General features: G+C 42.7%; 20 protein-coding genes. 12 read left to right on the forward strand and 8 right to left on the reverse strand.

What is annotated here, in order from left to right; translation table 11 throughout:
- Positions 1 to 387: 387 nt before the first annotated feature.
- Together HMPREF1534_RS11705 and HMPREF1534_RS11700 are read right to left on the reverse strand one after the other, a co-directional pair.
- The gene (locus HMPREF1534_RS11705) at positions 388 to 1,635 is read right to left on the reverse strand and encodes an ABC transporter permease (protein ID WP_005939132.1); all 1,248 of its coding nucleotides are present in this window, start codon (positions 1,633 to 1,635) and stop codon (positions 388 to 390) included.
- A 1-nt stretch (position 1,636) separates the two neighbouring features.
- Positions 1,637 to 2,839 (reverse strand): pyridoxal phosphate-dependent aminotransferase, encoded by a 1,203-nt coding sequence (locus HMPREF1534_RS11700; RefSeq protein WP_005939135.1) that lies wholly within the window; start codon positions 2,837 to 2,839, stop codon positions 1,637 to 1,639.
- Positions 2,840 to 3,035: 196 nt separating this feature from the next.
- Between HMPREF1534_RS11700 and HMPREF1534_RS11695 the strand changes: the two genes are divergently transcribed.
- Positions 3,036 to 4,175: an acyltransferase family protein gene (locus HMPREF1534_RS11695; RefSeq protein WP_005939138.1), complete on the forward strand. Its 1,140-nt coding sequence runs from the start codon at positions 3,036 to 3,038 to the stop codon at positions 4,173 to 4,175.
- Positions 4,176 to 4,279: 104 nt separating this feature from the next.
- Here HMPREF1534_RS11695 and HMPREF1534_RS11690 read toward each other — a convergent pair whose 3' ends face one another.
- Complete coding sequence (locus HMPREF1534_RS11690; RefSeq protein ID WP_005939141.1) at positions 4,280 to 4,504, reverse strand: hypothetical protein; 225 nt, start codon at positions 4,502 to 4,504, stop codon at positions 4,280 to 4,282.
- Positions 4,505 to 4,697: 193 nt separating this feature from the next.
- Between HMPREF1534_RS11690 and HMPREF1534_RS11685 the strand changes: the two genes are divergently transcribed.
- The 8 genes from HMPREF1534_RS11685 to HMPREF1534_RS11650 all read left to right on the forward strand — a co-directional run bounded on the left by HMPREF1534_RS11685 (position 4,698) and on the right by HMPREF1534_RS11650 (position 14,371).
- On the forward strand, positions 4,698 to 5,933 hold the full coding sequence (locus HMPREF1534_RS11685) for a hypothetical protein (protein ID WP_005939144.1): 1,236 nt from the start codon (positions 4,698 to 4,700) through the stop codon (positions 5,931 to 5,933).
- A 3-nt stretch (positions 5,934 to 5,936) separates the two neighbouring features.
- Positions 5,937 to 7,130 carry a protein kinase domain-containing protein gene (locus tag HMPREF1534_RS11680; protein ID WP_005939146.1) on the forward strand — a complete coding sequence of 398 codons (1,194 nt, stop codon included), beginning with the start codon at positions 5,937 to 5,939 and terminating at the stop codon, positions 7,128 to 7,130.
- A gap of 54 nt (positions 7,131 to 7,184) precedes the next feature.
- A complete protein-coding gene (locus HMPREF1534_RS11675; protein ID WP_005939148.1) occupies positions 7,185 to 7,667 on the forward strand; it encodes a DUF4494 domain-containing protein in 483 nt (160 codons plus the stop codon).
- 34 nt (positions 7,668 to 7,701) lie between these two features.
- Entirely contained in the window at positions 7,702 to 8,370 is a 669-nt protein-coding gene (locus tag HMPREF1534_RS11670) for a YggS family pyridoxal phosphate-dependent enzyme (protein WP_005939150.1), read from the forward strand.
- Positions 8,371 to 8,382: 12 nt separating this feature from the next.
- Positions 8,383 to 9,357: a dihydroorotate dehydrogenase-like protein gene (locus HMPREF1534_RS11665; RefSeq protein WP_005939152.1), complete on the forward strand. Its 975-nt coding sequence runs from the start codon at positions 8,383 to 8,385 to the stop codon at positions 9,355 to 9,357.
- A gap of 290 nt (positions 9,358 to 9,647) precedes the next feature.
- On the forward strand, positions 9,648 to 11,306 hold the full coding sequence (locus HMPREF1534_RS11660; RefSeq protein WP_005939154.1) for an AMP-binding protein: 1,659 nt from the start codon (positions 9,648 to 9,650) through the stop codon (positions 11,304 to 11,306).
- A gap of 146 nt (positions 11,307 to 11,452) precedes the next feature.
- The gene (locus HMPREF1534_RS11655; RefSeq protein WP_005939156.1) at positions 11,453 to 12,844 is read left to right on the forward strand and encodes a hypothetical protein; all 1,392 of its coding nucleotides are present in this window, start codon (positions 11,453 to 11,455) and stop codon (positions 12,842 to 12,844) included.
- Between the two features lie 54 nt (positions 12,845 to 12,898).
- Complete coding sequence (locus HMPREF1534_RS11650; protein WP_005939159.1) at positions 12,899 to 14,371, forward strand: DUF3943 domain-containing protein; 1,473 nt, start codon at positions 12,899 to 12,901, stop codon at positions 14,369 to 14,371.
- 4 nt (positions 14,372 to 14,375) lie between these two features.
- Here HMPREF1534_RS11650 and HMPREF1534_RS11645 read toward each other — a convergent pair whose 3' ends face one another.
- The gene (locus HMPREF1534_RS11645; protein WP_005939161.1) at positions 14,376 to 14,954 is read right to left on the reverse strand and encodes a Crp/Fnr family transcriptional regulator; all 579 of its coding nucleotides are present in this window, start codon (positions 14,952 to 14,954) and stop codon (positions 14,376 to 14,378) included.
- A gap of 298 nt (positions 14,955 to 15,252) precedes the next feature.
- Between HMPREF1534_RS11645 and HMPREF1534_RS11640 the strand changes: the two genes are divergently transcribed.
- Together HMPREF1534_RS11640 and HMPREF1534_RS11635 are read left to right on the forward strand one after the other, a co-directional pair.
- Positions 15,253 to 16,731, forward strand: a complete 1,479-nt coding sequence (locus tag HMPREF1534_RS11640) for a capsule assembly Wzi family protein (protein ID WP_005939166.1) — start codon at positions 15,253 to 15,255, stop codon at positions 16,729 to 16,731.
- Between the two features lie 5 nt (positions 16,732 to 16,736).
- Positions 16,737 to 17,147 (forward strand): lipocalin-like domain-containing protein, encoded by a 411-nt coding sequence (locus tag HMPREF1534_RS11635; RefSeq protein WP_005939169.1) that lies wholly within the window; start codon positions 16,737 to 16,739, stop codon positions 17,145 to 17,147.
- A gap of 98 nt (positions 17,148 to 17,245) precedes the next feature.
- Here HMPREF1534_RS11635 and HMPREF1534_RS11630 read toward each other — a convergent pair whose 3' ends face one another.
- Entirely contained in the window at positions 17,246 to 18,679 is a 1,434-nt protein-coding gene (locus HMPREF1534_RS11630; RefSeq protein WP_005939171.1) for an aspartate ammonia-lyase, read from the reverse strand.
- Positions 18,680 to 19,172: 493 nt separating this feature from the next.
- Positions 19,173 to 20,063, reverse strand: a complete 891-nt coding sequence (locus HMPREF1534_RS11625; RefSeq protein WP_005939173.1) for a YitT family protein — start codon at positions 20,061 to 20,063, stop codon at positions 19,173 to 19,175.
- 557 nt (positions 20,064 to 20,620) lie between these two features.
- Between HMPREF1534_RS11625 and HMPREF1534_RS11620 the strand changes: the two genes are divergently transcribed.
- Positions 20,621 to 21,307: a hypothetical protein gene (locus tag HMPREF1534_RS11620; RefSeq protein WP_372588036.1), complete on the forward strand. Its 687-nt coding sequence runs from the start codon at positions 20,621 to 20,623 to the stop codon at positions 21,305 to 21,307.
- A 237-nt stretch (positions 21,308 to 21,544) separates the two neighbouring features.
- Here the strand turns inward: HMPREF1534_RS11620 and bioD are convergent, their stop codons facing one another.
- Positions 21,545 to 22,189: a dethiobiotin synthase gene (gene bioD / locus HMPREF1534_RS11615; protein WP_005939176.1), complete on the reverse strand. Its 645-nt coding sequence runs from the start codon at positions 22,187 to 22,189 to the stop codon at positions 21,545 to 21,547.
- A 20-nt stretch (positions 22,190 to 22,209) separates the two neighbouring features.
- The gene (gene bioC / locus HMPREF1534_RS11610; protein WP_005939178.1) at positions 22,210 to 22,965 is read right to left on the reverse strand and encodes a malonyl-ACP O-methyltransferase BioC; all 756 of its coding nucleotides are present in this window, start codon (positions 22,963 to 22,965) and stop codon (positions 22,210 to 22,212) included.
- Positions 22,966 to 22,994: the final 29 nt, after the last annotated feature.

A 22,994-nucleotide genomic window follows, 5' to 3' on the forward strand; every position in this document is an offset into this window, starting at 1 on the left:
CTAAATTATAAATCATGCATTGTTGGATGCCATGTACTTTATGGAAACATTAGACAAATAGACACGAGACAATATGCATTAGCACGAACCAATGTGTTTCCCTATTGAAACAACCTGTTTCAATTGTACAAACACTTCGTTTCATGCTGTCGAACAACCTGTTTCAACCGCATGAAACACGTCACACGAACGTACATGATAGCAAACGGAAAAGGACGTATTTGTATAGGGAAACAGATATAAATGATACGTTTTAAGCCAAAGCTGAGAAATGTGCTCTCACCCTTTGAGCATTTCTCACCCCCATCTCTCACACCCTAAAACGCCTGTGCATCGTTGTTTAGGAATAAGGGTGAGAGCAGTGAGAGATAAAAATCAATTTTACGATTACTCAAACCGTATAGACCGTGCCGGATGAATGCGTGTTATCAAATAAGACGGTCCGATAAGCATCAGCACCGATACCAACAAGGTACAAACATTCAGCAACAAATAAATCCAAATATTAAATTCAATAGGAACTCGATTTACATAATAAGTGGCAGGGTCTAGCTTGAAAATATGGAATTGGGATTGCAACAGGCAAAACGATACTCCTATGATATTCCCCCATAACATTCCTTTTCCGATTAGAAAAACAGAAAAACTGAGAAATACCTTACGGATAGCAAGGTTGTCTGCTCCCAATGCCTTCAGGATGCCTATCATATTAGTACGCTCTAATATAATAATGAGTAAGCCCGAAATCATCGTGAAACCTGCTACTCCGGTCATCAGTATCAGTATAACCCACACATTCATATCCAACAAATCGAGCCACGCGAATATCTGCGGATTGGCCTCTTCCACCGTCTGAGTGTAATAGGTTCCGCCATATTCATCCACTTGTGTATCCACCCGTTCACGAATCTCCTCTTTTACGCTGTTCATTGAACCTAAATCGGCCACTTCCAACTCCAGTCCGCTCACTTGCTCCGGTTTCCAGTTATTCAAACGGTTCACCGTATAGAGGTCGGTTATCAGGAACAAATCATCGTATGCAGAAAAATTGGTCTGGTAAATTCCGGCAACGGAAAGACGACGTGCGCGCACGTTCTCTCCTTCTATATAATAGGTATATAGTTTATCGTCCATCTTCAAGTGAAGCTTGTCGGCAATGCTACGCGATACCAATACCTTATTGGTGGAAGCCGTGTCGGAGAAAACCGGAATTTCACCCTCCAGCAAATGCTGTTTCAAAAAGTCCCAATCGTAGTCACCAGCAACTCCCTTCAGCACCATCCCCTGAAAGCTGTCGTCGGTCATAATCATACCGGGCTTGGTAGAATAACGCTGTACATGCTTTACCCCTTTTGTAGCATAAAGCACATTCAGCAAGCTGTCATTGACTACAATAGGAATGGTCTCGAAAGATTTCCGGGCATCAAAGTTAGTAATCATAATATCAGAACCCAAACCTATCACTTTATCGCGCACTTCATGTTTGAAACCGATTACAACGGCTACAGACACAATCATCACGGCCAGCCCGATGGCTATGCCCAACATGGCAATGCGGACAGCAGGTTTAGACACCTCTTTTCCACCCTCATTGCTACGATATACTCGCTTGGCAATAAAGAGTTTCCAGTTCATATTACTCTTCTACTCTTCCAGGATAAGCCTCTAATGCCTTTCGCAAGACAAAAAGTGCACGAACCAAATCTTCTTTCTTCAGCACATATGCGATACGCACTTCATTGCGCCCTGCTCCCGGAGTAGTATAGAATCCGGCAGCAGGAGCCATCATTACTGTCTCGCCTTCGTAATTGAACTCGGACAAACACCATGCGCAAAACTTTTCACTATCGTCTACCGGTAGCTTGGCTACAGTGTAGAAAGCTCCCATGGGAATGGGTGAATAAACACCGGGGATGCGGTTTAGTCCGTCAATCAGGCATTTACGGCGCTCCACATATTCATCATAAGTTTCGCGTGCGTATTCTTCCGGCTCATCCAAAGAAGCTTCAGCAGCAATCTGACCAATCAAGGGAGGACTTAAACGCGCCTGACAAAATTTCATTACGGCTCCGCGCACTTCAGGATTCTTTGTTATGAGCGCCCCGATGCGGATGCCACACTCGGAATAACGCTTGGACACAGAATCTATCAGCACGACGTTCTGCTCGATACCTTCCAAATGACAAGCAGATATATAAGGTGAACCGGTATAAATAAACTCACGGTATACCTCATCAGAAAACAGATAAAGATCATACTTCTTCACCATATCACGAATCTGATTCATTTCACGACGCGTGTACAAATAACCGGTAGGATTATTTGGATTACATATCAGGATAGCCTTGGTACGCTCGTTTATCAATTCTTCGAACTTCTCCACCTTGGGTAGTGAAAAACCTTCCTCAATGGTGGTAGTCACTGTGCGAATTACAGCACCGGCAGAAATGGCAAACGCCATATAGTTGGCATAAGCCGGTTCGGGTACTATAATTTCATCTCCCGGATTAAGGCAACTCATAAAGGCAAAAAGCACGGCCTCCGATCCTCCCGTAGTGATGATGATATCATCGGCATTAAGATTGATATCGTATTTTTTGTAATACCCCACCAGTTTCTCACGATAACTGCGGTATCCCTGACTGGGGCTGTATTCCAAGACAGTACGGTCTATATTGCGAATCGCATCAAGGGCCGCTCGCGGAGTAGGCAGGTCAGGCTGACCGATATTCAAGTGATATACATGAATTCCTCTCTGTTTGGCAGCATCTGCCAGCGGTGCCAATTTACGAATCGGCGAAGCAGGCATTTCAGTTCCTCTGACGGATATTGTTGGCATAATGTTATAAAATTATTTAATCTGAATGCAAAGATAGAGTTTAGCTTCCAACCACGCAAACAAAAGGTTGGTTAATATTTTAAAGAGATGTTTTTATGATTTAAATAAATAGCCGTATTTTTTCAACTCCACCACATTAATTACAAAGAAAAGAATATCTTTGCACAAATCAATCTAAAAACTCAAAAAGACACGTATGAAAAATACACATTCTTCTTCCAAACGTTTGGAATCATTAGATGCGCTCCGCGGATTCGACCTCTTTTTTCTTGTTGCATTAGGCCCTCTCATGCACTCATTGGCACGGACAGCCAATGTGGAGTGGCTCAATGAGTCTATGTGGGTATTCAGTCATGTCTCTTGGGAAGGGTTTTCTCCATGGGATTTGATTATGCCGCTTTTCCTCTTTATGTCGGGCATTTCGATGCCGTTTTCTTTGTCGCGCTATAAATCCATATCCGACAAGCGACCTTTATTGCGACGGTTGGCAAAACGTATATTGCTGCTGTGGATATTCGGTATGATGTGCCAAGGCAATCTGCTGGCACTTGACCCTAACACGATTTATCTTTATTCGAATACTTTACAAGCCATTGCTACCGGTTATCTTATTACGGCATTGCTTTTCCTTTTCACAAGCCGCAGAACACAAATTATCACTGCGGTGGTGTTACTGCTGGTATATTGGACAGCCATGCAGTTCATTACGGTAGACGGATACGGAGGCGGGAATTACACCCCGCAAGGCAATCTGGCCGAATGGATAGACAACACGGTGCTGGGACGGTTTCGTGACACGGCACAAGTGATAGACGGAAAAGTGGTCGTTGCCGATTGGTACCACTATACATGGATATTGAGCAGTCTCAATTTCGGTGTGACTGTCCTTACCGGATTATTTGCCGGCTATATTGCCAAAGATAAAATAGAAGAAAAGAAAAAATTGAAACTCTACTTCGGTACAGGGATCACTATGGTCATTGCAGGTTGGTTGTGGAATTTCCAAATGCCGGTTATCAAAACTATTTGGACAAGCTCAATGGTATTGGTCAGTAGCGGCTACTGTTTTCTGCTCATGGGACTTTTCTATTATTGGATTGATTACAAAGGACACCGTTCGGGCATCACATGGCTGAAAGTGTACGGCATGAACTCTATTGTTGCCTATATGCTGGCTAATGTAGTCAACTTCAGATGTATCGGCGAGTCTTTGTTTTATGGATTGGAACAATATATGGGAAGCTATTATTCGTTCCTGATGACGCTGTGGAATATCGGTGCAGTTTATGTCATTATATGGTTTATGTATAAGCGGGGAATTTTTCTGAAGGTTTAAAAGGAGACATATTTATCTGCTTTCTTAATGAAATCAGACCATCAGACATTTTCTTTGGGAGAACAAATGTTTTTCCCAAAGAAAATGAAGAACCGGTTCGTACCTTATTCAGTCTGTGCGATATCGTCTTTTACTATTTTATCCATTTCTTTCAGGCATTTTTTTCTTTCTTCCTTGTCATGAGGTACGTCACTCTTTTCATCATAAGGATTTTCTGCTTTATCCGTCATCTCTTCACTCCAGTCTTCAAACATATTTGTGGCCGGTTGGCCCGACAATGTCACATTCTCTTCTGCAATGGGAACATTTCTTTCAATTACTTTTGCCATAGTCTAATCTATTTATTATTTACCATACTACAAGTGAAAAGAAAAATGGTTTAAGGATTTAATTATTTAACATATTGCTAAGAAGGTTTTTATACAGCAAATTAATTAAAGAGATGTTATCTTTAAGCGCTTTTTTAGGGTTATTAAAAAAAAACACGTATGTTTGTTCCTATAAAACAAAGCAAAATATCAAATGAATCTATACCTGATAACATTTCAATCCGGCCTAAACAAAATGGAATCTGTATACGATTGCCATAAAGATTTATTTGTGGAAATCGAAAAATATTTCACCCTCCACCTGATACATTATAAAGAGGTAGAAACGATTCCGGAAGACGCATACAAAATGGCTTTTATAGCCTCTGGAGGGGTGGAAAAAACAGTTACCCAACACTTTGACCTGCTTCCTTACCCCATTACGCTGCTTACAGACGGACTGCAAAACTCATTGGCAGCTTCGCTCGAAATAGCGACTTGGATGCGTAACAAAGGAATGAAAGCACGTATTATTCACGGTAGCCCGATGCACATGGTTAAGCAGATATTATCCCATCATCAGGCTTTTGCTGCCAAACGTGAAATAAAAGGAAAAAGAATCGGCGTTATCGGATACCCTTCATCATGGCTTGTTGCCAGCAATGTAGATTATTTATTGGCAAAACGACGTTGGGGGATTGAGTATATCGATATCCCGATGGAAGAAATATATTGTTTATATTATCAAATTACCGATGATGATATCGGCTATAAGGCATCTGTATTGGTCAAACAAGCAGTAGCCTGCCGTGAAGCAACTCCCGAAGATTTTCTAAAAGCAATGAGGCTTTACAAAGCCGTCAGAATCATTTGTGAGAAGAAGCATCTCGATGCAGTCACTCTCTCCTGTTTTTCATTGATAGAGAAATTGGGAACCACCGGCTGTCTGGCACTCTCTTTATTGAACGACGAAGGGATTCCTGCCGGTTGTGAAGGTGATTTGCAATCCATCTTTACCATGCTCATCGCCAAAGTGCTGACCAATCAAACCGGTTTTATGGCAAACCCGTCATTTATCAATGAAGAACAAAACGAACTAGTTGTGGCACACTGTACTATCGCTACCAAAATGACCGACAGGTTTATTATCCGCAACCATTTTGAGAGTGAAACAGGCGTGGCCATTCAGGGAATCCTGCATGAAGGGGAAATCACTGTACTGAAATGCGGAGGAGAATGTTTGGATGAATATTTTGTATCACGCGGACAATTAACAGAGAATACCAACTACATCAATGCCTGCCGCACACAAATACGCATCCGTCTGGGAAAACCTGTTGATTATTTCACACGTAATCCATTAGGCAACCACCACATTGTTTTGATGGGTGACCACGAGCAAGTGATACACGAATTCATGCAATTAAACAGTTGTAAACAAATAGAATAAAAAATGAAAGTAACAGAGCCGATTAGTATCGGCACCAATAATGAAGGGAAAAAGATATTTATAAAACGACCTTGTAAAAAGTTTGCCGACATTGCTGCCTATCAGGAAGCCTTTGCCGCGGAAGCTACGCAAGGAATGGGTTGGGCTCACCCCAACTTATTAAATTATATTAGTCTGCAAATGGATGAGCAAGGGTGGTACATCACTTTTGAATACACACCGGCCGTCCCCCTCAACAGAGCATTGTTAGATGGTGTGTTACAAATTAATACAGTGACTGAGTTCAAGCAAATCATGAATCAACTGATGGATGCCGTTGCTTATCTTCACTCTCGGAATATCTGCCATCTTGATCTCCGCCCCGAGAATATTTTTATTACTAAAGGGACGCATGATGTGCTTTTGGCAAATCCAGCCAATATATACGTATCATATACTCCTTCTTTTTTTATCTTTAAAGAAAAATATGCAGCACCGGAACTCTTTAAAGAAAACACCGTTCCTACACTCGCGTGTGATATTTATTCGCTTGGCAAGGTCATGGAGTACCTTTACAGTTACTCCCATCTGAGCCCCGGTATCCGGCACATCATTTTTAAAGCCACCCACCCCGAACCCACCAAACGATATACCAATGTAGAGGAAATGAAGAAAGCCTTTGGCGCTTCCCGTTACATTGACCGGTCGGTACAGGTTATAAAGGGAATTGCTGCCGTTACCGTCATTCTGCTTGCTTACTATGGATTACGGGAAGAACCGGCCGACAAGGAAACATTACAATTTATAGAGGAGGTAAAACACATCAACCGTCAGACATTGGAAACAACCGACAACAGAAACAGAAGCTACAGCATCCCACTTCCTTCAGATTCCATACGCCCGCTCCCCACCGACACGTTGGAATTCAATCCCGAAGAACATCGCAAACTGGCAGAAAGAATATTCAAAAAAGAGTTTCGGCGGAGAGCTGAGAATATCATATCCGCTATGTACACACCTCAGAAAATGAATATCAGTGAAAAAGCATTTCAGGAACAAAGCCTTGACGGTTTCAGCCGGTTAAATAAGATACAAAGAGAGTTAAGCGAACAATTTAACATGAACCCTATCCTCACTACCCGCCTCTCCTCTGAAATTATTTCGGAATTGACAACCGAAAGTATGAAGAAATTAAAGCAAATGGAGGACGAAGACTAAATAAAATAGTATCTTTGTGTCCTATTTTAATTTTTAATAAAACATTAAACTCTTATGATGCATACATGGTTTGAATGCAAGATACGTTACGAAAAAGTCATGGAAAATGGCATGAACAAAAAAGTAACAGAGCCTTATTTAGTTGATGCGCTGAGCTTTACCGAAGCAGAGGCACGCATCATCGAAGAAATAACACCGTTTATCAGCGGTGAGTTTACAGTGTCGGACATCAAGCGTGCCAACTATAGCGAACTATTCTTCTGCGAAGAAGATGCTGCCGACCGCTGGTTTAAATGTAAGCTATTCTTCATCACGCTGGACGAGAAAAGCGGAGCCGAAAAGAAAACGTCTACACAGGTACTTGTTCAGGCTGCTGATTTGCGTGACGCAGTGAAGAAGCTGGACGAAGGCATGAAAGGAACCATGGCCGATTACGTTATCGCATCCGTTGCCGAAACAGCCCTCATGGATGTTTATCCTTATGACGGAGAGCCAAACGTCAAACCGGAGTTTCCCGACGCAGGAAAAACCGAATAAAGATTATTCAGACAGACCAAATTATAGATTATATATGAGCATTCAAGCAAATTTAAAAGAAGTTCTGGCCGACCTCCCATCCGGTGTCCGCCTGGTAGCCGTATCCAAGTTTCATCCCAATGAGGCGATTGAAGAAGCATACACTGCCGGACAACGTATCTTCGGCGAGAGCAAAGTGCAGGAAATGACTCAGAAATATGAAACGCTGCCCAAAGATATTGAATGGCATTTCATCGGCCACCTGCAAACAAATAAAATCAAGTATATGGCTCCATACGTAGCCATGATACACGGCATTGATTCTTATAAATTGTTGGTTGAAGTCAACAAGCAAGCCCAAAAGTGCAGCCGTGTCATTCCATGCCTGCTACAAATCCATATCGCCGAAGAAGAGACCAAGTTCGGTTTCAGCTTTGATGAATGTAGGGAAATGCTCCAAAAAGGAGATTGGAAAGAACTGCATCATATCCAAATCAGCGGCGTCATGGGTATGGCAACCAATATCGATGACACAGAACAAATTAAGAAAGAATTTTGTTCCTTAAATACATTCTTCAAAGAAATAAAACGAACCTATTTTACTGATACAGAGAGTTTCAAGGAAATATCAATGGGTATGTCGCACGACTATCCCATCGCTATCCGGGAAGGAAGCACGATGGTCAGAGTAGGCAGCAAAATCTTTGGAGAGCGAAACTATTAAAACTACTATTTTATGACTCAATTAAAGACCTCTTTTGCCGGATTGTCTTTACGCAATCCTGTTATTATCAGCAGTTCCAGTCTGACTAACAGTGCTGAAAAAAACAAAAAGTTAGAATTGGCCGGTGCCGGAGCCATCGTGTTGAAATCTGTTTTTGAAGAACAAATCATGATGCAGGCTCATCACATGGCTACTTATGATTCTCCCGAAGCAGGAGATTACCTGAGTACCTATGTTCGTTCGCATGCCATCAAAGAATATATTGACCTGATTCAAGAGACCAAACGCCTCTGTACCATTCCCATCATTGCCAGTATCAACTGTTTCAGCAGCTCGGAATGGACAGACTTCGCACGTACCATGCAAGATGCCGGTGCCGATGCTCTGGAATTGAATATTCTCTCGCTGCAAACCGAAAAGGAATATCAATACGGGGCGTTCGAGCAACGACACATCGATATCCTGAGTAGCGTAAAAAAGCATGTATCCATTCCTGTCATCATCAAACTGGGAACTAACCTTACCAACCCCATTGCGCTAATCAACCAACTTTATGCCAATGGAGCTGCAGCAGTAGTGTTATTCAATCGTTTCTACCAGCCCGACATCAATATCGAAACCAAGAGTTATTCTTCGGGGGAAGTGTTCAGCCATCCTTCGGACCTGGCAAACGGTTTGCGCTGGACAGCTATTGCTTCAGCACAAGTACCACAAATTGATTATGCCATTTCGGGTGGTGTACACGATGGCAAAGCGATGGTAAAAGCAATTCTGGCAGGTGCTTCGGCTGTAGAAGTATGTAGTGTTATCTATCAGAAAGGCGAAAATTTCATAGAATCCATGACCGAAGAATTAAGTGAATGGATGAAAAAACAAGGATATAACACCATCAGCGAATTCAAAAGTGAAATGAATGCTTTGTCTACCGGTGAAAGTAATCCTTTCGAACGTACTCAGTTTATGAAGTATTTCAGTAGCAAAGAATAACAAAATCTCTTCGTATAAAGGGGTGTGTCAGAACGTGGATAATGCTGTCGTTTAGTTCGTAGGGACGAGGCCTGCTCGCCCAAAACAGTTTGCTTTGTGTCTTTGAGCAGGTAAACCCTGCCCCTACAGCTGACAATTGGATAGCCCGGTTTAGTTTTGACACACCCTCTTTTTCCTTTCCTCTGTTTTACTAAAATTGCTTCCCTTTTAGTTTGTATCCTTATAATAAAAGCTTATATTTGCACATTTGATTAAATAATGTGCAAATATAAACCAACGAAAAGAACATTATGGAGCAGAGTTTTATTGCCTTCCTGGAAGACAGCATACAGAAAAACTGGGATTTAGATGCCCTCACCGACTATAAAGGAGCCACATTGCAATATAAAGATGTTGCCCGCAAAATAGAGAAACTACATATTATTTTTGAACTGAGCGGCATCAAGAAAGGTGATAAAATAGCCGTCTGCGGTCGCAACAGTTCGCATTGGGGCGTTACTTTCCTGGCCACCATCACATACGGAGCCGTCATCGTTCCTATCCTTCACGAATTCAAGGCCGACAATATTCATAACATCGTCAATCATTCCGAAGCACGCCTCTTATTAGTAGGCGATATGGTATGGGAGAATCTGAATGAAAATGCAATGCCTCTGCTTGAAGGCGTATTGCTGATGAATGATTTTACTCTATTGGTATCTCGCAGCGAACGGCTCGACTATGCCCGCGATCATCTGAATGAACTGTTCGGAAAGAAGTTTCCTCGCAATTTCAGACGCGAACACGTAAGTTACCGTCGCGATAAACCCGAAGAGTTGGCAGTCATCAATTATACTTCCGGAACTACCAGCTATTCTAAGGGAGTCATGATTCCCTATCGCGCCCTCTGGTCGAACACCCAGTTTGCTTTTGATGTACTGACCATGAAGCCCGGTGACAAACTGGTATCTATGCTTCCAATGGCGCATATGTATGGATTGGCATTCGAGTTCCTGTATGAATTCTGTGTCGGTTGCCATATCTATTTCCTCACCCGCATGCCCAGTCCGAAAATTATCTTTCAGGCATTTGCTGATATCAAGCCCAACCTCGTGGTGGCTGTTCCTTTGATTATTGAAAAGATTATTAAGAAGAACGTGCTCCCCAAACTGGAAAGCCCGGCCATGAAAATACTGTTGAAAGTTCCTATTATCAATGATAAGATTAAGGCTACCGTACGCGAACAGATGATACAGGCATTTGGCGGCAATTTCTATCAAATCATTGTAGGCGGAGCAGCTTTCAATCAGGAAATAGAACAATTCTTAAAGAGCATTGATTTTCCCTATACCGTCGGTTATGGAATGACCGAATGTGCCCCTATCATCTGTTATGAAGATTGGAAACGCTTTAAAACCGGTTCTTGCGGCAAAGCTGCTCCACGTATGGAAGTGAAAATAGTAAGTCCTGACCCTGAAAATATTGTAGGAGAAATTATCTGCAAGGGACCGAACGTAATGCTAGGATATTATAAAAACCCCGAAGCCACCGCCGAAGTCATAGACAAGGAGGGCTGGTTGCACACCGGTGACTTAGGTATTATGGACGCAGAGGGTAATATCACCATCAAAGGACGCAGCAAGAACATGCTACTCGGTGCCTCAGGTCAGAATATTTACCCCGAAGAAATAGAAGATAAGCTCAACAATATGCCGTTCGTAGCCGAAAGTATTATTATTCAGCAAACAGATGGTAAACTGGCAGCTTTAATATATCCTGATTTTGATGATGCTTTTGCGCATGGAATGAATAATGATGCCATTACACAAGCCATGGAAGAGAACCGGATAGCACTCAATGCCGAACTTCCCGCCTATTCTCAAATCACCCGCGTAAAGATTTACCCTGAAGAGTTTGAAAAAACGCCCAAGAAGAGCATTAAACGTTTTCTTTATCAAGAAGTGAAATAAAGACAGAACATACATTTCATCGTCCCATGGCCGTAAGGAGCTCTCCTCACAATCCATGGGACGATAATATTTGGTACATTTACACATTATATCAATAGACGCATTCGTTTTTTTTGATTAAATTTGTGCGCAAATAACCAAACAATATGAAAATAAAAAAACGTATCGCAGCAATTATCTTATTAGGATGTTGCGCAGGGCTCACAACTCCTGCCATTGCTCAAAAAAAGAACAAACTTAAAAAAGGGCCTAACATTTCCCTTAATATTTCCGCCAAAAAAGACAGTATAAAAACGACCTATCTGAATTTGGGTTTGCTCACTAATATCTATCGCCTGCAAGGTGTGGGCATCAATGCCATATCCAGTGTGGTGCAAAGTGACATGACAGGATTTCAAGTCTCCGGCCTGGCAAGCATCACCGGTCGTCATGCATCGGGTATACAGCTCGGCGGTATTGCCAATGTAGCAGGTGCAAATGCCAATGGAGTCATGCTCAGCGGTTTGATGAACGTGGCAGGAAACCGTGCAAACGGCATACAGATTTCAGGATTGGGGAATATAGCCGGAAATACTTCACGCGGTGTAACCATCGGTGGATTAATGAATCTTGCCGATGATCAGGCACAAGGTTTACAAATAGCCGGACTTGCCAACATTGCCGGAAAGTCGCAAAGCGGTATAGCCATTGGCGGTTTGATGAACGTATCGGCCGAGAAAACGGACGGAGCACAGATTTCGAGTATACTGAATATCAGCGGAGGAACAGCAAGAGGAGCACAAATAGCAGCAATAGGCAATGTGGGTATCAATGTCAATGGTATGCAACTTTCTGCCATCAGTAATATTGCCGCTGCAAAAATAAAAGGACTGCAACTCTGCGGAGCCGTGAATATTGCTGTTGAAACAAAGAATGCATTGCAAGTATCGGGTATTACCAATGTATGTCAGGGCAAACTGAGCGGGATACAATTTGCTCCCGGCAACTATGCCGGTGAAGTAAGTGGTGCCCAAATCGGCCTGCTCAATCTTTGCGGCGGTCATGTGAAAGGTGTACAGATTGGCATTATCAATCACAGCAAAGATACTACCGCACATAAAATCGGATTAGTGAACATCAACCCCAAAACCCGCATCCAGCTGATGTTGTTCGGTGGTAACACCAGTAAAATGAATGCCGCCGTCCGCTTCAAGAACCGCACCACTTATACCCTGCTTGGTATCGGTACACACTACCTTGACCTGAACGATAAGTTCTCGGGATGTGTATTCTACCGTGCCGGACTTCACTACCCCATCGCCGGAAATTTGGAAATCAGTGGTGACCTTGGTTACTTCCACATAGAAAACTTTGAAAACGAAGATGCCGAAACTCCCGAACGTATGTATTCTTTGCAGGCACGTGTCAACTTAGAGTACAAGATAAGACCCAAGTTCAGCATATTTGCTTCGGGCGGATACGGTATGACACGATATTACGACAAGAATAAGTTCTATGAGAAGAAGCCTATCATTGAAATAGGCGTCGTTCTATTCTAACAGAGTGCTATAAATGTCCGGAGACATCCGGCTTACATCCTAAATCCTAACGAAATGAAAATCCAACAAATTGCATTAGTCTGTCTTTTGGCTTTAAGCAATGGCATCGGGGCGGCACAAGTACTTCACCACCCCGACTCCATTTATACTTTCACCGACCCTCACATGCAGAAAAAGTATCCGTGGCGTGCTGCTGCCGAAACAGTCGGCATGAATGTGGGAGTATGGGCATTCGACCGGTATGTGATGAACGAAGATTTTGCGAAAATCAGTATCAACAGTATCCGTCGTAATATCAAACACGGCTTTGTGTGGGACAATGACCAGTTCTCTACCAATCTGTTTGCACACCCTTATCACGGTAATCTCTACTTCAACGCTGCCCGCAGCAACGGATTGAACTTTTGGGAATCGGCACCGTACGCTTTTGCCGGAAGTCTGATGTGGGAAGTTGCAGCCGAAGTAGAACCACCCGCCATCAATGACCTGATAGCAACCACCATTGGGGGTATTGCACTTGGCGAAATGACACACCGCCTGTCTTCATTGGTGTTGGATGACTCTAAGCGTGGGTTCGGGCGATTTACCCGTGAATTCTTGGGAACTCTGATCTGTCCCATGCGTGGCATCAACCGCATGATAACCGGTGACATGTGGAAAGTGAAACGTTCTCATTACAAATATCATGATTACGAACGCATCCCTATCCAATTCTCTATCAGTGCCGGTGACCGCTACCTGGCAGATAACAATTACCTTTTTCGCGGAGAGCACAATCCCTATTTGGAATTTCGAGCAGTCTACGGCAACCCTTTCGATAAAATAAATGATGCTCCTTATGATTATTTCACTGCTACAGCCACACTGGGGCTTTCTCCCAACCAACCGCTTATCAGCAAAATTAATCTTTTAGGAAAATTATGGGGAGTTCCGTTGAAAACCAGTACCGGCATGGAAATGATGTTTGGCGTCTTCCAGCATTTCAATTATTTCGATTCAGAAGAAATCATTAACGGTTCGGGGCGCATTCCGTATAAAATATCGGAAGCTGCCAGTGTGGGCCCCGGCATCATCTATAAATTTCCACGCATGAACAGTCTCGTCAATTTGGAACAAAGTGTATTTCTGAGTGCTATCCTGCTGGGTGGCAGCCTGACCGACTATTATAATGTTATCGACCGTAATTACAATATGGGTAGCGGTTATAGCGTAAAAAACAAAACCCTTCTTGACTTCGGACGCTACGGACAGTTTGCACTCAACCTGCATCTCTACCAGATTTTCACCTGGAAAGGATACGAGCACAAAGACCTCGAAAATACCAATCCGCTCTATCTGAACGCACAGGGAGACAAAGGAAACGTAATGCTGGCTGTAGTCAATCCACTTATCGAACTGAACTTAAGCCGCCACTTTAAAGCAAACATGGAAATCTCTTATTTCTACCGACATACACACTACACGTATCACAAAGATGTACAATACAAAACCTTCGAAACGCGTGTAGGACTATTATACCAATTCTAAGCAGTTAAAGCAATGACGAACGGACACGACTCAGTGTTTCGGGCGTCATTTGCAACAAAGAAGCAATGTATACCAACGGAGCTCTTTTTAAAATCTCAGGATGCAGACGAAGCAATTTATTATACCGTTCATGAGCCGGCTCAAATCGAAGTGCATCAGCTTTAATCTGCGATTCTATCAATGAATGCTCTATGAATTTGCGATAAAGCTGTTCGATATCATCATATTTAGAAGCAAGTTCCTCTATCTGAGCCTTGGGAAGCTCCCACACCACAGAAGGTTCCAAAGTCTCTACCATCAGACGTGTAGGTTCTTGCTTAAAATAACTTTCAATACAAATAATCATTCCGTTTTCATAGCCGATATGTTCGGTCAGATCTTTATCATATTTATAGTAAAACTGTCTGAGCAATCCTTTTTCAATAAACAACATAGCCTTGCACACTTCTCCTGCCTTCAACACAATTTCCCCTTTACGGTACTTCTTACACACCACAATCTCAGCCAATGCATGTACACTCTCCCTACTCAACGGGCAATTAACTTCGGCTATTTTACGGGCTATTTCTATATTTGTTGTCATGTGTCTTCTCTTTACGGATTTTGTGCAAAATTACAAAAAAAGTTGGATGAAAAATGATAAAGCTTAAAATTAAGTCGGCTTTGTTCTACCAAATAGTTTTTTTTATATACTTTTGAAACAAAATAGTAATTGACCCTTTTTATGCAACTATCAGACAGTTTTGTCATATTGAGTCAGACAGTGGCACAAAGCCTCATCGTCCAATCCGATCGGACCAACGATTCAGTCAAATCAGAAAGAAATCAGGGTTTTAAAACAAGATGTTTAATAGGGAAAAAACAACATAATTAAAAACTAAATGAAGAAAATACAACTATTTTTATTACAGGGCTTGTTATCATCTGTTCCCTTATATACCCTTACTGCACAAACCACGACTCCATCCACTCATTATGCAGTAGAAACAGGTATTGTTGCCGGACATGGCGATTACAGTCCATTTTGGTTTACAGCCAATCGGCAGGGTTTATCCTCTGTAAAAACAGAAAACGGATATCTGCGCGCCGGAATTTTCCATTCACAGGCATTGGGTAGACATTTTACATGGAAAGCCGGACTGGATTTAGCCACTGCCTATAACTATACTTCTTCTTTCGTTGTTCAGCAAGCCTATGCCGACCTGAGTTACCGATGGCTGAATCTCAGTATCGGAAGCAAAGAACGTACACCGGAATTAAGAAACCCGAAATTGAGTACCGGAGGACTGGTAGAATCGAACAGTGCCCGCCCCGTACCGCAGGTACGTATCGAAATACCTCAATACATATCTGTTCCCGGAACGAATCATTGGCTGCACATCAAAGGTCATCTTGCCTACGGAACTTTCACAGACAACAACTGGCAAGAAGACTTTGCCCGCTCCGGAAATCTATACACCAAGGATGTGCTTTATCATAGCAAATCTTTCTTTATGAAAGTAGGGAAAAAAGAATCCTTCCCACTGGAGTTTGAGGCAGGTCTGCAAATGGCGGCCCAGTTCGGTGGAAAACAATATGTAGAAGGACAGAAAGAACCCATTATGAAAATGCCGTCAGATTTTATGGACTTTATCCGCGTATTGATTCCGATGAGCGGAAGTGACAATGCCATGGAAGGTGAGCAGATAAACAAGTATGGTAACCACGTGGGCAGTTGGAATATCGGACTTACCGGCTATGTACAGGATTGGAGAATCAAAGCGTACTATGAACATTTCTTTGAGGACGAATCACAAATGTTTTTTGGTTACGGTCCCTGGAAAGACGGACTACTGGAAGTAGAAGTCACCCTGCCGGAAAATCAATTCATTGATGCCCTTGTATATGAATGTATGGGCAGCAAAAACCAGACAGGACCTATCTTCTACGAAGGTTTCCGGGGAGAATTTGAACAAGTCAGTGCAAAAGATAATTATTATAACCACTATATTTATCAGGCATGGCAGCATTGGGGTATGGCTATGGGAAATCCGTTGTTTACCGGTCCTGTCTACAATAAAGACGGTAGAATAATGTTTGCCAACAACCGTATAAATGCACATCATCTGGGCATTAGCGGCACTCCCGGCAAGGAATGGGCGTATCGGCTACTGCTCACCTACTCCAGAAACTGGGGAACGTACGACAATCCGTTTGATGATGTGAAGAAGCAATTCAGCTCACTGCTGGAAGTCACCTATTCACCCGTAAAATGGAATGGATGGAGCTTCAGCATTTCAGGAGCTATGGACAGAGGTAATTTACTAGGAAACAATTCGGGCGGCATGCTTGTCATCCGCAAAACAGGCTTAATAAAATAAGGACTATGAAACAAATCATATTATGTGTATGCTTACTGCTCGGTGTATTATGCAGTTGTGACAAGAAGCCCATCAACGGAAAATTGGACGGCAGATGGCAATTAATGACAATAGAATACAATGACGGAAGCATCAAAGAATGCGAACGTATCTATTGCAGTATCCAGCTCCATTTAGTAGAACTGATGGATAAGGGCACCACTCCCCTGACATTGATAGGACACTTTTCCTCTGCTGACGGAGTAATGATGGGTGAGTTTAAATATCAGGATAATATGGAGGCTACCGTTACAGAAGAGGATTTGAACAGGTTTGGGCTGAATTCTTCCGTCACACATTTCGAAGTGGAAAAAGCAACCGGCAGCAAAATGATTCTGAAATCAGACTATGCCCGACTCACCTATCGGAAGTTTTAAAGCAGACGGCATAAATAAAAAAGCGAAGCTCCCGTGAATGGCGGTGCTTCGCTTTTCCTTTTTAAAACAACATGATACTTCAAAATAACAATGCTTAATTAACGTCTTGGCTGTATATCCAATTTCACCGGATGCAACATATTTTCAGGACTCAGAATGGTATCCAATTCCTCCTTATTTAAAATTCCATGTTCCAACACCAGGTCATAAACACTCTTGCCTGTTGCCATCGCTTCTTTGGCAATCTTAGTTGAGTTCTTATAACCGATAACAGGATTCAAAGCTGTTACTACCCCGATACTGTGATGCACATTCATTTTGCAATGCTCTTCATTGGCCGTGATACCTTCGATGCAACGTGTACGCAATGTCTCCATACCGTTTATCATCAAGTCGACAGACTCGAAACAGCATTGGGCCATAACAGGTTCCATCGCATTCAGTTCCATCTGAGCAGCTTCGCCTGACATGGTTACACACAATTCGTTACCAATTACTTTATAGCAAATCTGGTTCATCACTTCGGGAATAACCGGATTCACCTTACCCGGCATAATGGAAGAGCCCGGTTGCATGGCCGGCAGATTGATTTCTCCCAATCCGCAACGCGGACCACTGGCAAGCAAACGCAGGTCATTACATATCTTATTCATTTTCACGGCCACTCTTTTCAAAGCTGATGCATAACCCACCAAGCATGATGTGTCCGAGGTCGCTCCAACCAAATCGGCAGACAGTTTGAAATGGAATCCTGTGATCCGGCTCAATGCCTCCACACATTTCTCTGCATAACCCGGTTCGGCACAAATACCTGTACCAATGGCAGTAGCTCCCATATTGACAGTCAGAAAATCCTCGGCAGCTTGGTTAAGGTGCAGAATTTCATCTTTCAATATGCTTGCAAAACCATTGAATGTTTGTCCCAAAGTCATAGGTACAGCATCTTCCAGCTGTGTACGTCCCATCTTAATGACATGAGCAAATTCTTCTCCTTTCTTGCGGAATGCTCCGATAACAGATTCCAAATAGGGAAGGAAACGAAGATTTTCATAATACATACCGATATGGATGGCAGTAGGGTAAGCATCATTGGTAGACTGTGAACAGTTTACATGATCATTGGGAGAACAATATTGATATTCTCCACGCTTGTGTCCCATAATTTCCAATGCACGATTGGCTATTACTTCATTGGCATTCATATTGGTTGTCGTGCCCGCACCACCTTGAATCATGTCTACAGGAAACTGTTCGTGATGTTCACCGTTCAAGATTTCCTGGCAAGCCTGCACAATGGCATCTTTTTGTTCTTCAGTAAGCAGGCCCAACTCATAGTTAGCCATTGCAGCAGCCATCTTAGTAATGGCAAGGCCGTTGATAAACAACGGATATTCATTAAGGTGGAATTTACTGATAGGAAAATTTTCAATACCTCTAAGCGTTTGCACGCCATACAAGGCAGCGGCCGGAATTTCACGGGCACCGATTAAGTCACTTTCCACACGGGTTTCTTCTGTAAGTTTTGTTTCCATGATTAGGTTGTTTTAATATGTTATTTCTTTATCATACAGCAAAGGTATAAACTAACATTTTGATATCAAAATGTATTCTGATATAAATTTATAGTTTTATTTTTGCCATCATAACGCAATATACACGCCAACAAAATATCATAATGATAGTTCAACGCATTATATTCTCTTATGGGTTATTAAAAGAAATACAGATATCGCCCCCCTAAGTTATCTCATCGGTCGGACTAAGCCTTTTCATCCTTCAGGCTAAGTCTTTTTATACGTCGGGCTATTACGTCCTGCTGTAGTGGAACGTACGTCCTGCGGCAATGGAACGTACGTCCTACTGCAATGGGACGTATGTCCTACTGTAGTGGGACGTAGTAATCTTCCGCTTAAAAGACCTTAGCTGACCGTAGGAAATTACTTAATCCTCCGCAAGGAAACAAAAAAAAGGCATCCGTAATCATACGGATACCTTTCCCTTGTTTTTTATGCTCTATCTCCTTGGTTATTTTACTTTAATTCTATCAAATCCTTCGCCAAACACACCGATAACGGCACTCTGTGAAACAAAAGCATTCGGATCAATATCTTTAATCAAACGGAAAATAGTAGTCGATTCACGTTTCTTTGCCAGCACAAACATCATTTTAACGCCTGCGCCTGTATAACAACCTACACCATCAATGAAAGTCACTCCACGGTGCAAATCTTTATTGATGCGGTGACCTATTTCTTCATGTTTCTTTGAAATGATAAAGAACTGCACAGACTGACGAGCACTGTTCACCACCTGGTCAAGCACAAAGCTGCATATATATAAGGTTGCAAAACCATATACCACCTTTTCCCAATCGTGCAATACGAGGTAACTGGAAGAGATTATCACCATATCCGTCATCAATATCACGCGTCCTAAGGTAATATCACGATATTTATTAATAATAGCGGCAACAATATCCGTTCCTCCGGAGCTTCCGTTAGCCGAAAATGCCACTCCAATACCACCGCCACAGAAAGAAGCACCGATAACACACGCCATAAAAGGCTGGTCATGCAATAAATGCAGCCCTGCTGTTGCTCCTTGAATAATAGGAAGAATGGTCGTCATGGTAAATACGGCAAAAACAGTTTTTACACTGAACTTCCATCCCAAAATAATCAGGGAGGCTACCAACAATGCACCATTTATGGCAAAATAAGTATACTGTACATTCACACCGGTTGCCCAATATACAATAGAAGCAATACCCGGCACACCACCTGTCGTGATGTCGTTAGGCAACAAAAAGACGGTCCACCCGATACTATACATCAGCATACCGAGAGCTATCATCATATAATCTCTCATTTCTCTGATGATTCGTTGTTTACGCGTCGTAATAAAGACTGACTCCATGTGATTTTTTTCTTTATATTATAAATTTTCGGCAAAAGTACAAAAAGATTAAATCACTTCGTTCGAAAAAGGATAATTTTTCATGCGAAAAAGAAATTTAGAATATTTCTCCTTCTCTTATTCAAATGCAAAAAAACGAACGGCATTATAATTTATTTATTTAACCACATGATTAATTACAAATTAAAACATCACACAAGGAATACCATCCCAATTTGTCATATTCTATCAAACGAGCCATAAAATAGAAAGTCAAACGGTATAAATAAAATCAGAAAGACACACCTTTGCTTAAAATCAAAAATAAATGTAATTTTGCCGTCAATCGGACCTATATTAGAAAAACAGTTCCTTATTTCCGAAACGTATGATACATTCGTCTCGCTGTCGTTGACGAACAGGAGGAGTTTGAAGAAGCCATGAAGAGAATCGGAAAATGGATATTATAATCAATAAGATAACAAAAAAACAATACAGGATACAATACTTGCCATTATTAACTTTAAAGGTAAAGAGTCGTGAAAGAAAACTTTAAAAAAGCAGTGTTGCTATTGGGCATGTCAATAACCATACCCACAGTCAGCATTGCACAAGAAAATATTGAAACAGACATCAGTGCCGACCTGGTCAGTGGGTATATATGGCGCGGACAAGATTTGGGTAATGTAAGTATCCAACCAACTCTATCTGTATCTTACAAAGGATTTTCGTTGAGTGCATGGGGCAGTGTAGGGTTTGAAGGGAAAGACACCAAAGAACTTGACCTCACACTAGGATATACGATCGGCGGATTCAGCATTTCCGTCACCGACTATTGGTTTGACGGTGGGTCGGGATACTTCCACTATGGTTCCGACAATACAAATCATACTTTTGAAGCACAAGTCGGATATGACTTCGGTTTTCTGGCTGTCAATTGGTATACAAATTTTGCCGGATATGATGGTGTAAACAATGAAGGCAGCAGAGCTTATGCCTCTTATGTTTCCGTCACTGCTCCTTTCAAATTGGGAGGTTTGGACTGGACAGCCGAGATATGCGCCACTCCGTGGGCCAATGATTTCTATAATGCATCCGAAGAACTTCATTGCAATGGTTCAAATGGCTTTGCCGTAAGTGACATCAGTCTGCAAGCCGGCAAAGATGTAAAGATAACCCGGTCTTTCTCTGTGCCGGTTTTCGCTAAGTTGACGTGGAATCCCAGAACAGAAGGTACTTATTTTGTATTCGGATTAAATTTCTAAAAGTAAGATGTTTTAGTAGAAATGAGTAAATACAAAAGAGGCTGTCCTCAAAGGTAAATGATAGCTCTACTGTTTTTTTGAGGGGGACAGTCCCTTCACGCAGAAAGTCCATAAATAGAAGGCTTCCGGGTCCCGTTATATGTGAAAGGAGATTATCTTCCCACAAGAACCCGGCCGTTTCGGAAAGCCCACGGTTTTAAACCGAACCCTGAAGCTTCCATTATGGCAGTATTCCGTTTACAGGCAAGGCACTTTAACAAACTCCGCTTCGGGAAAATGCTTCTCCATATAATGCCTTATATAGTTCTCCGTATCTTCCTGTATTATCTTGTCCTCCCCTTCGGGATAAAGATTATACATCACCGTATGGAGACTGATGCCTCTGCGCTCTATGGCCTCAAAGCTGAGCAGAGTGTGGTTCACACTCCCCAGGCGACCTGAGGTGACAAACACCAACGGGTAGCCGGAGTGTTGAATATAATCAATGGTAAGACAGTCCGGCGTAAGCGGAACCATAAGCCCTCCCGCCCCTTCCACCAGCACGGCATCAAAGCGTTCACTCAGCACACTTGTGGCGTGATTTATCTTATCGAAATCCACGGCACGGTTGTCGATGCGCGATGCCAAGTCGGGCGAGGCAGGATAAGAGAATATCTCAGGCTTCGTCCACCCCTGTTCATCTTCGGGCAGGTATTCCAACCCCATCAGACGGCGATGAAGCTCGATGTCTTCGGAATAGCCGGCGGGATTGCCCGTTTGTATGAATTTCTGTGTTATCACGTTTATTCCCTTCTCTCGCCACACTCGTGCAAGGTAGGCGGTGGCATAGCTCTTACCGATGTTGGTGTCTATGCCGCTGACAAAATATACATTCTTTTTCATTATTTTATCTGTTTACTATATCAAGGTTTCTTTCGGGCGATGATGTAAAGGGGATGATAAGTCAGCGTGACGGCGTTACCACAACTGAACAGCTTCGCATACTTATCACAAAACTCCTGCAAATCCCCTTTGGTCCATGCCTGCCGGCAGACAGCTGTCACCCCCGTATGCTTGAGATGATAAAGCACATCGAGCGGAGTAGCGAATGTCAGGCGGATGCGCTCCTCGCCGGCAGTGACTATATTATAATGCATGGACAAGGACTTTTTCAGCTCCTCCAAAGAATAATAATGCAATCCGCTTCCTGTGACGGCGGCTATCTCTTTCAGGTTCTCTTTGCCGAACGTGCTGAACGCGAAATATCCGTGGCCGGACAGCAAGGCATTGCAACGCTTGAAAAACAGTTCGGGCGAGACGAACCACTGAAGGGCGGAACAGGAAACTATCAGGTCTTGCCCCGAAGGAAAAGACAGCTGCTCCGCATCTCCGGGGATAAAAGTCACCTGCCTGTCCGACAGCAAGTCGGCAAAGCAAGTGCTCATCTCGTGGCATATATCATTCAATATCAGCTTTTCAGGATGAAAGGTGCGGAGCAACGGACGGGTCAGGAACCCGGTTCCGCTGCCTATCTCAAGCACATGCCGCGGACGTGCCGGCAGGTAATGTGCCAACATATCGTTCAGGCGACCGGCTATCTGTTTCTGCGCCGTGGCCTCACGGTTATAACTTTCTATGGCACGTGAGAACCGGCGCGTTATCAATTGTTTATTTATCATATTCTTTTACTGTTTTGTTTATCGGAAGG

Source organism: Phocaeicola massiliensis B84634 = Timone 84634 = DSM 17679 = JCM 13223 (genome assembly GCF_000382445.1).
Taxonomy (GTDB): domain Bacteria; phylum Bacteroidota; class Bacteroidia; order Bacteroidales; family Bacteroidaceae; genus Phocaeicola; species Phocaeicola massiliensis.

Excerpts from the sequence above, each read along its gene's own strand:
- HMPREF1534_RS11630 (WP_005939171.1), bottom strand. The coding sequence starts at position 18,679 with ATGGAAACAAAACTTACAGAAGAAACCCGTGTGGAAAGTGACTTAATC.
- HMPREF1534_RS11660 (WP_005939154.1), top strand. The coding sequence starts at position 9,648 with ATGGAGCAGAGTTTTATTGCCTTCCTGGAAGACAGCATACAGAAAAAC.
- HMPREF1534_RS11690 (WP_005939141.1), bottom strand. The coding sequence starts at position 4,504 with ATGGCAAAAGTAATTGAAAGAAATGTTCCCATTGCAGAAGAGAATGTG.
- HMPREF1534_RS11640 (WP_005939166.1), top strand. The coding sequence starts at position 15,253 with ATGAAGAAAATACAACTATTTTTATTACAGGGCTTGTTATCATCTGTT.
- HMPREF1534_RS11680 (WP_005939146.1), top strand. The coding sequence starts at position 5,937 with ATGAAAGTAACAGAGCCGATTAGTATCGGCACCAATAATGAAGGGAAA.
- HMPREF1534_RS11635 (WP_005939169.1), top strand. The coding sequence starts at position 16,737 with ATGAAACAAATCATATTATGTGTATGCTTACTGCTCGGTGTATTATGC.
- HMPREF1534_RS11700 (WP_005939135.1), bottom strand. The coding sequence starts at position 2,839 with ATGCCAACAATATCCGTCAGAGGAACTGAAATGCCTGCTTCGCCGATT.
- HMPREF1534_RS11645 (WP_005939161.1), bottom strand. The coding sequence starts at position 14,954 with ATGACAACAAATATAGAAATAGCCCGTAAAATAGCCGAAGTTAATTGC.
- HMPREF1534_RS11665 (WP_005939152.1), top strand. The coding sequence starts at position 8,383 with ATGACTCAATTAAAGACCTCTTTTGCCGGATTGTCTTTACGCAATCCT.
- bioC (WP_005939178.1), bottom strand. The coding sequence starts at position 22,965 with ATGATAAATAAACAATTGATAACGCGCCGGTTCTCACGTGCCATAGAA.
- bioD (WP_005939176.1), bottom strand. The coding sequence starts at position 22,189 with ATGAAAAAGAATGTATATTTTGTCAGCGGCATAGACACCAACATCGGT.
- HMPREF1534_RS11650 (WP_005939159.1), top strand. The coding sequence starts at position 12,899 with ATGAAAATCCAACAAATTGCATTAGTCTGTCTTTTGGCTTTAAGCAAT.
- HMPREF1534_RS11685 (WP_005939144.1), top strand. The coding sequence starts at position 4,698 with ATGAATCTATACCTGATAACATTTCAATCCGGCCTAAACAAAATGGAA.
- HMPREF1534_RS11695 (WP_005939138.1), top strand. The coding sequence starts at position 3,036 with ATGAAAAATACACATTCTTCTTCCAAACGTTTGGAATCATTAGATGCG.
- HMPREF1534_RS11655 (WP_005939156.1), top strand. The coding sequence starts at position 11,453 with ATGAAAATAAAAAAACGTATCGCAGCAATTATCTTATTAGGATGTTGC.
- HMPREF1534_RS11625 (WP_005939173.1), bottom strand. The coding sequence starts at position 20,063 with ATGGAGTCAGTCTTTATTACGACGCGTAAACAACGAATCATCAGAGAA.
- HMPREF1534_RS11670 (WP_005939150.1), top strand. The coding sequence starts at position 7,702 with ATGAGCATTCAAGCAAATTTAAAAGAAGTTCTGGCCGACCTCCCATCC.
- HMPREF1534_RS11705 (WP_005939132.1), bottom strand. The coding sequence starts at position 1,635 with ATGAACTGGAAACTCTTTATTGCCAAGCGAGTATATCGTAGCAATGAG.
- HMPREF1534_RS11620 (WP_372588036.1), top strand. The coding sequence starts at position 20,621 with ATGTCAATAACCATACCCACAGTCAGCATTGCACAAGAAAATATTGAA.
- HMPREF1534_RS11675 (WP_005939148.1), top strand. The coding sequence starts at position 7,185 with ATGATGCATACATGGTTTGAATGCAAGATACGTTACGAAAAAGTCATG.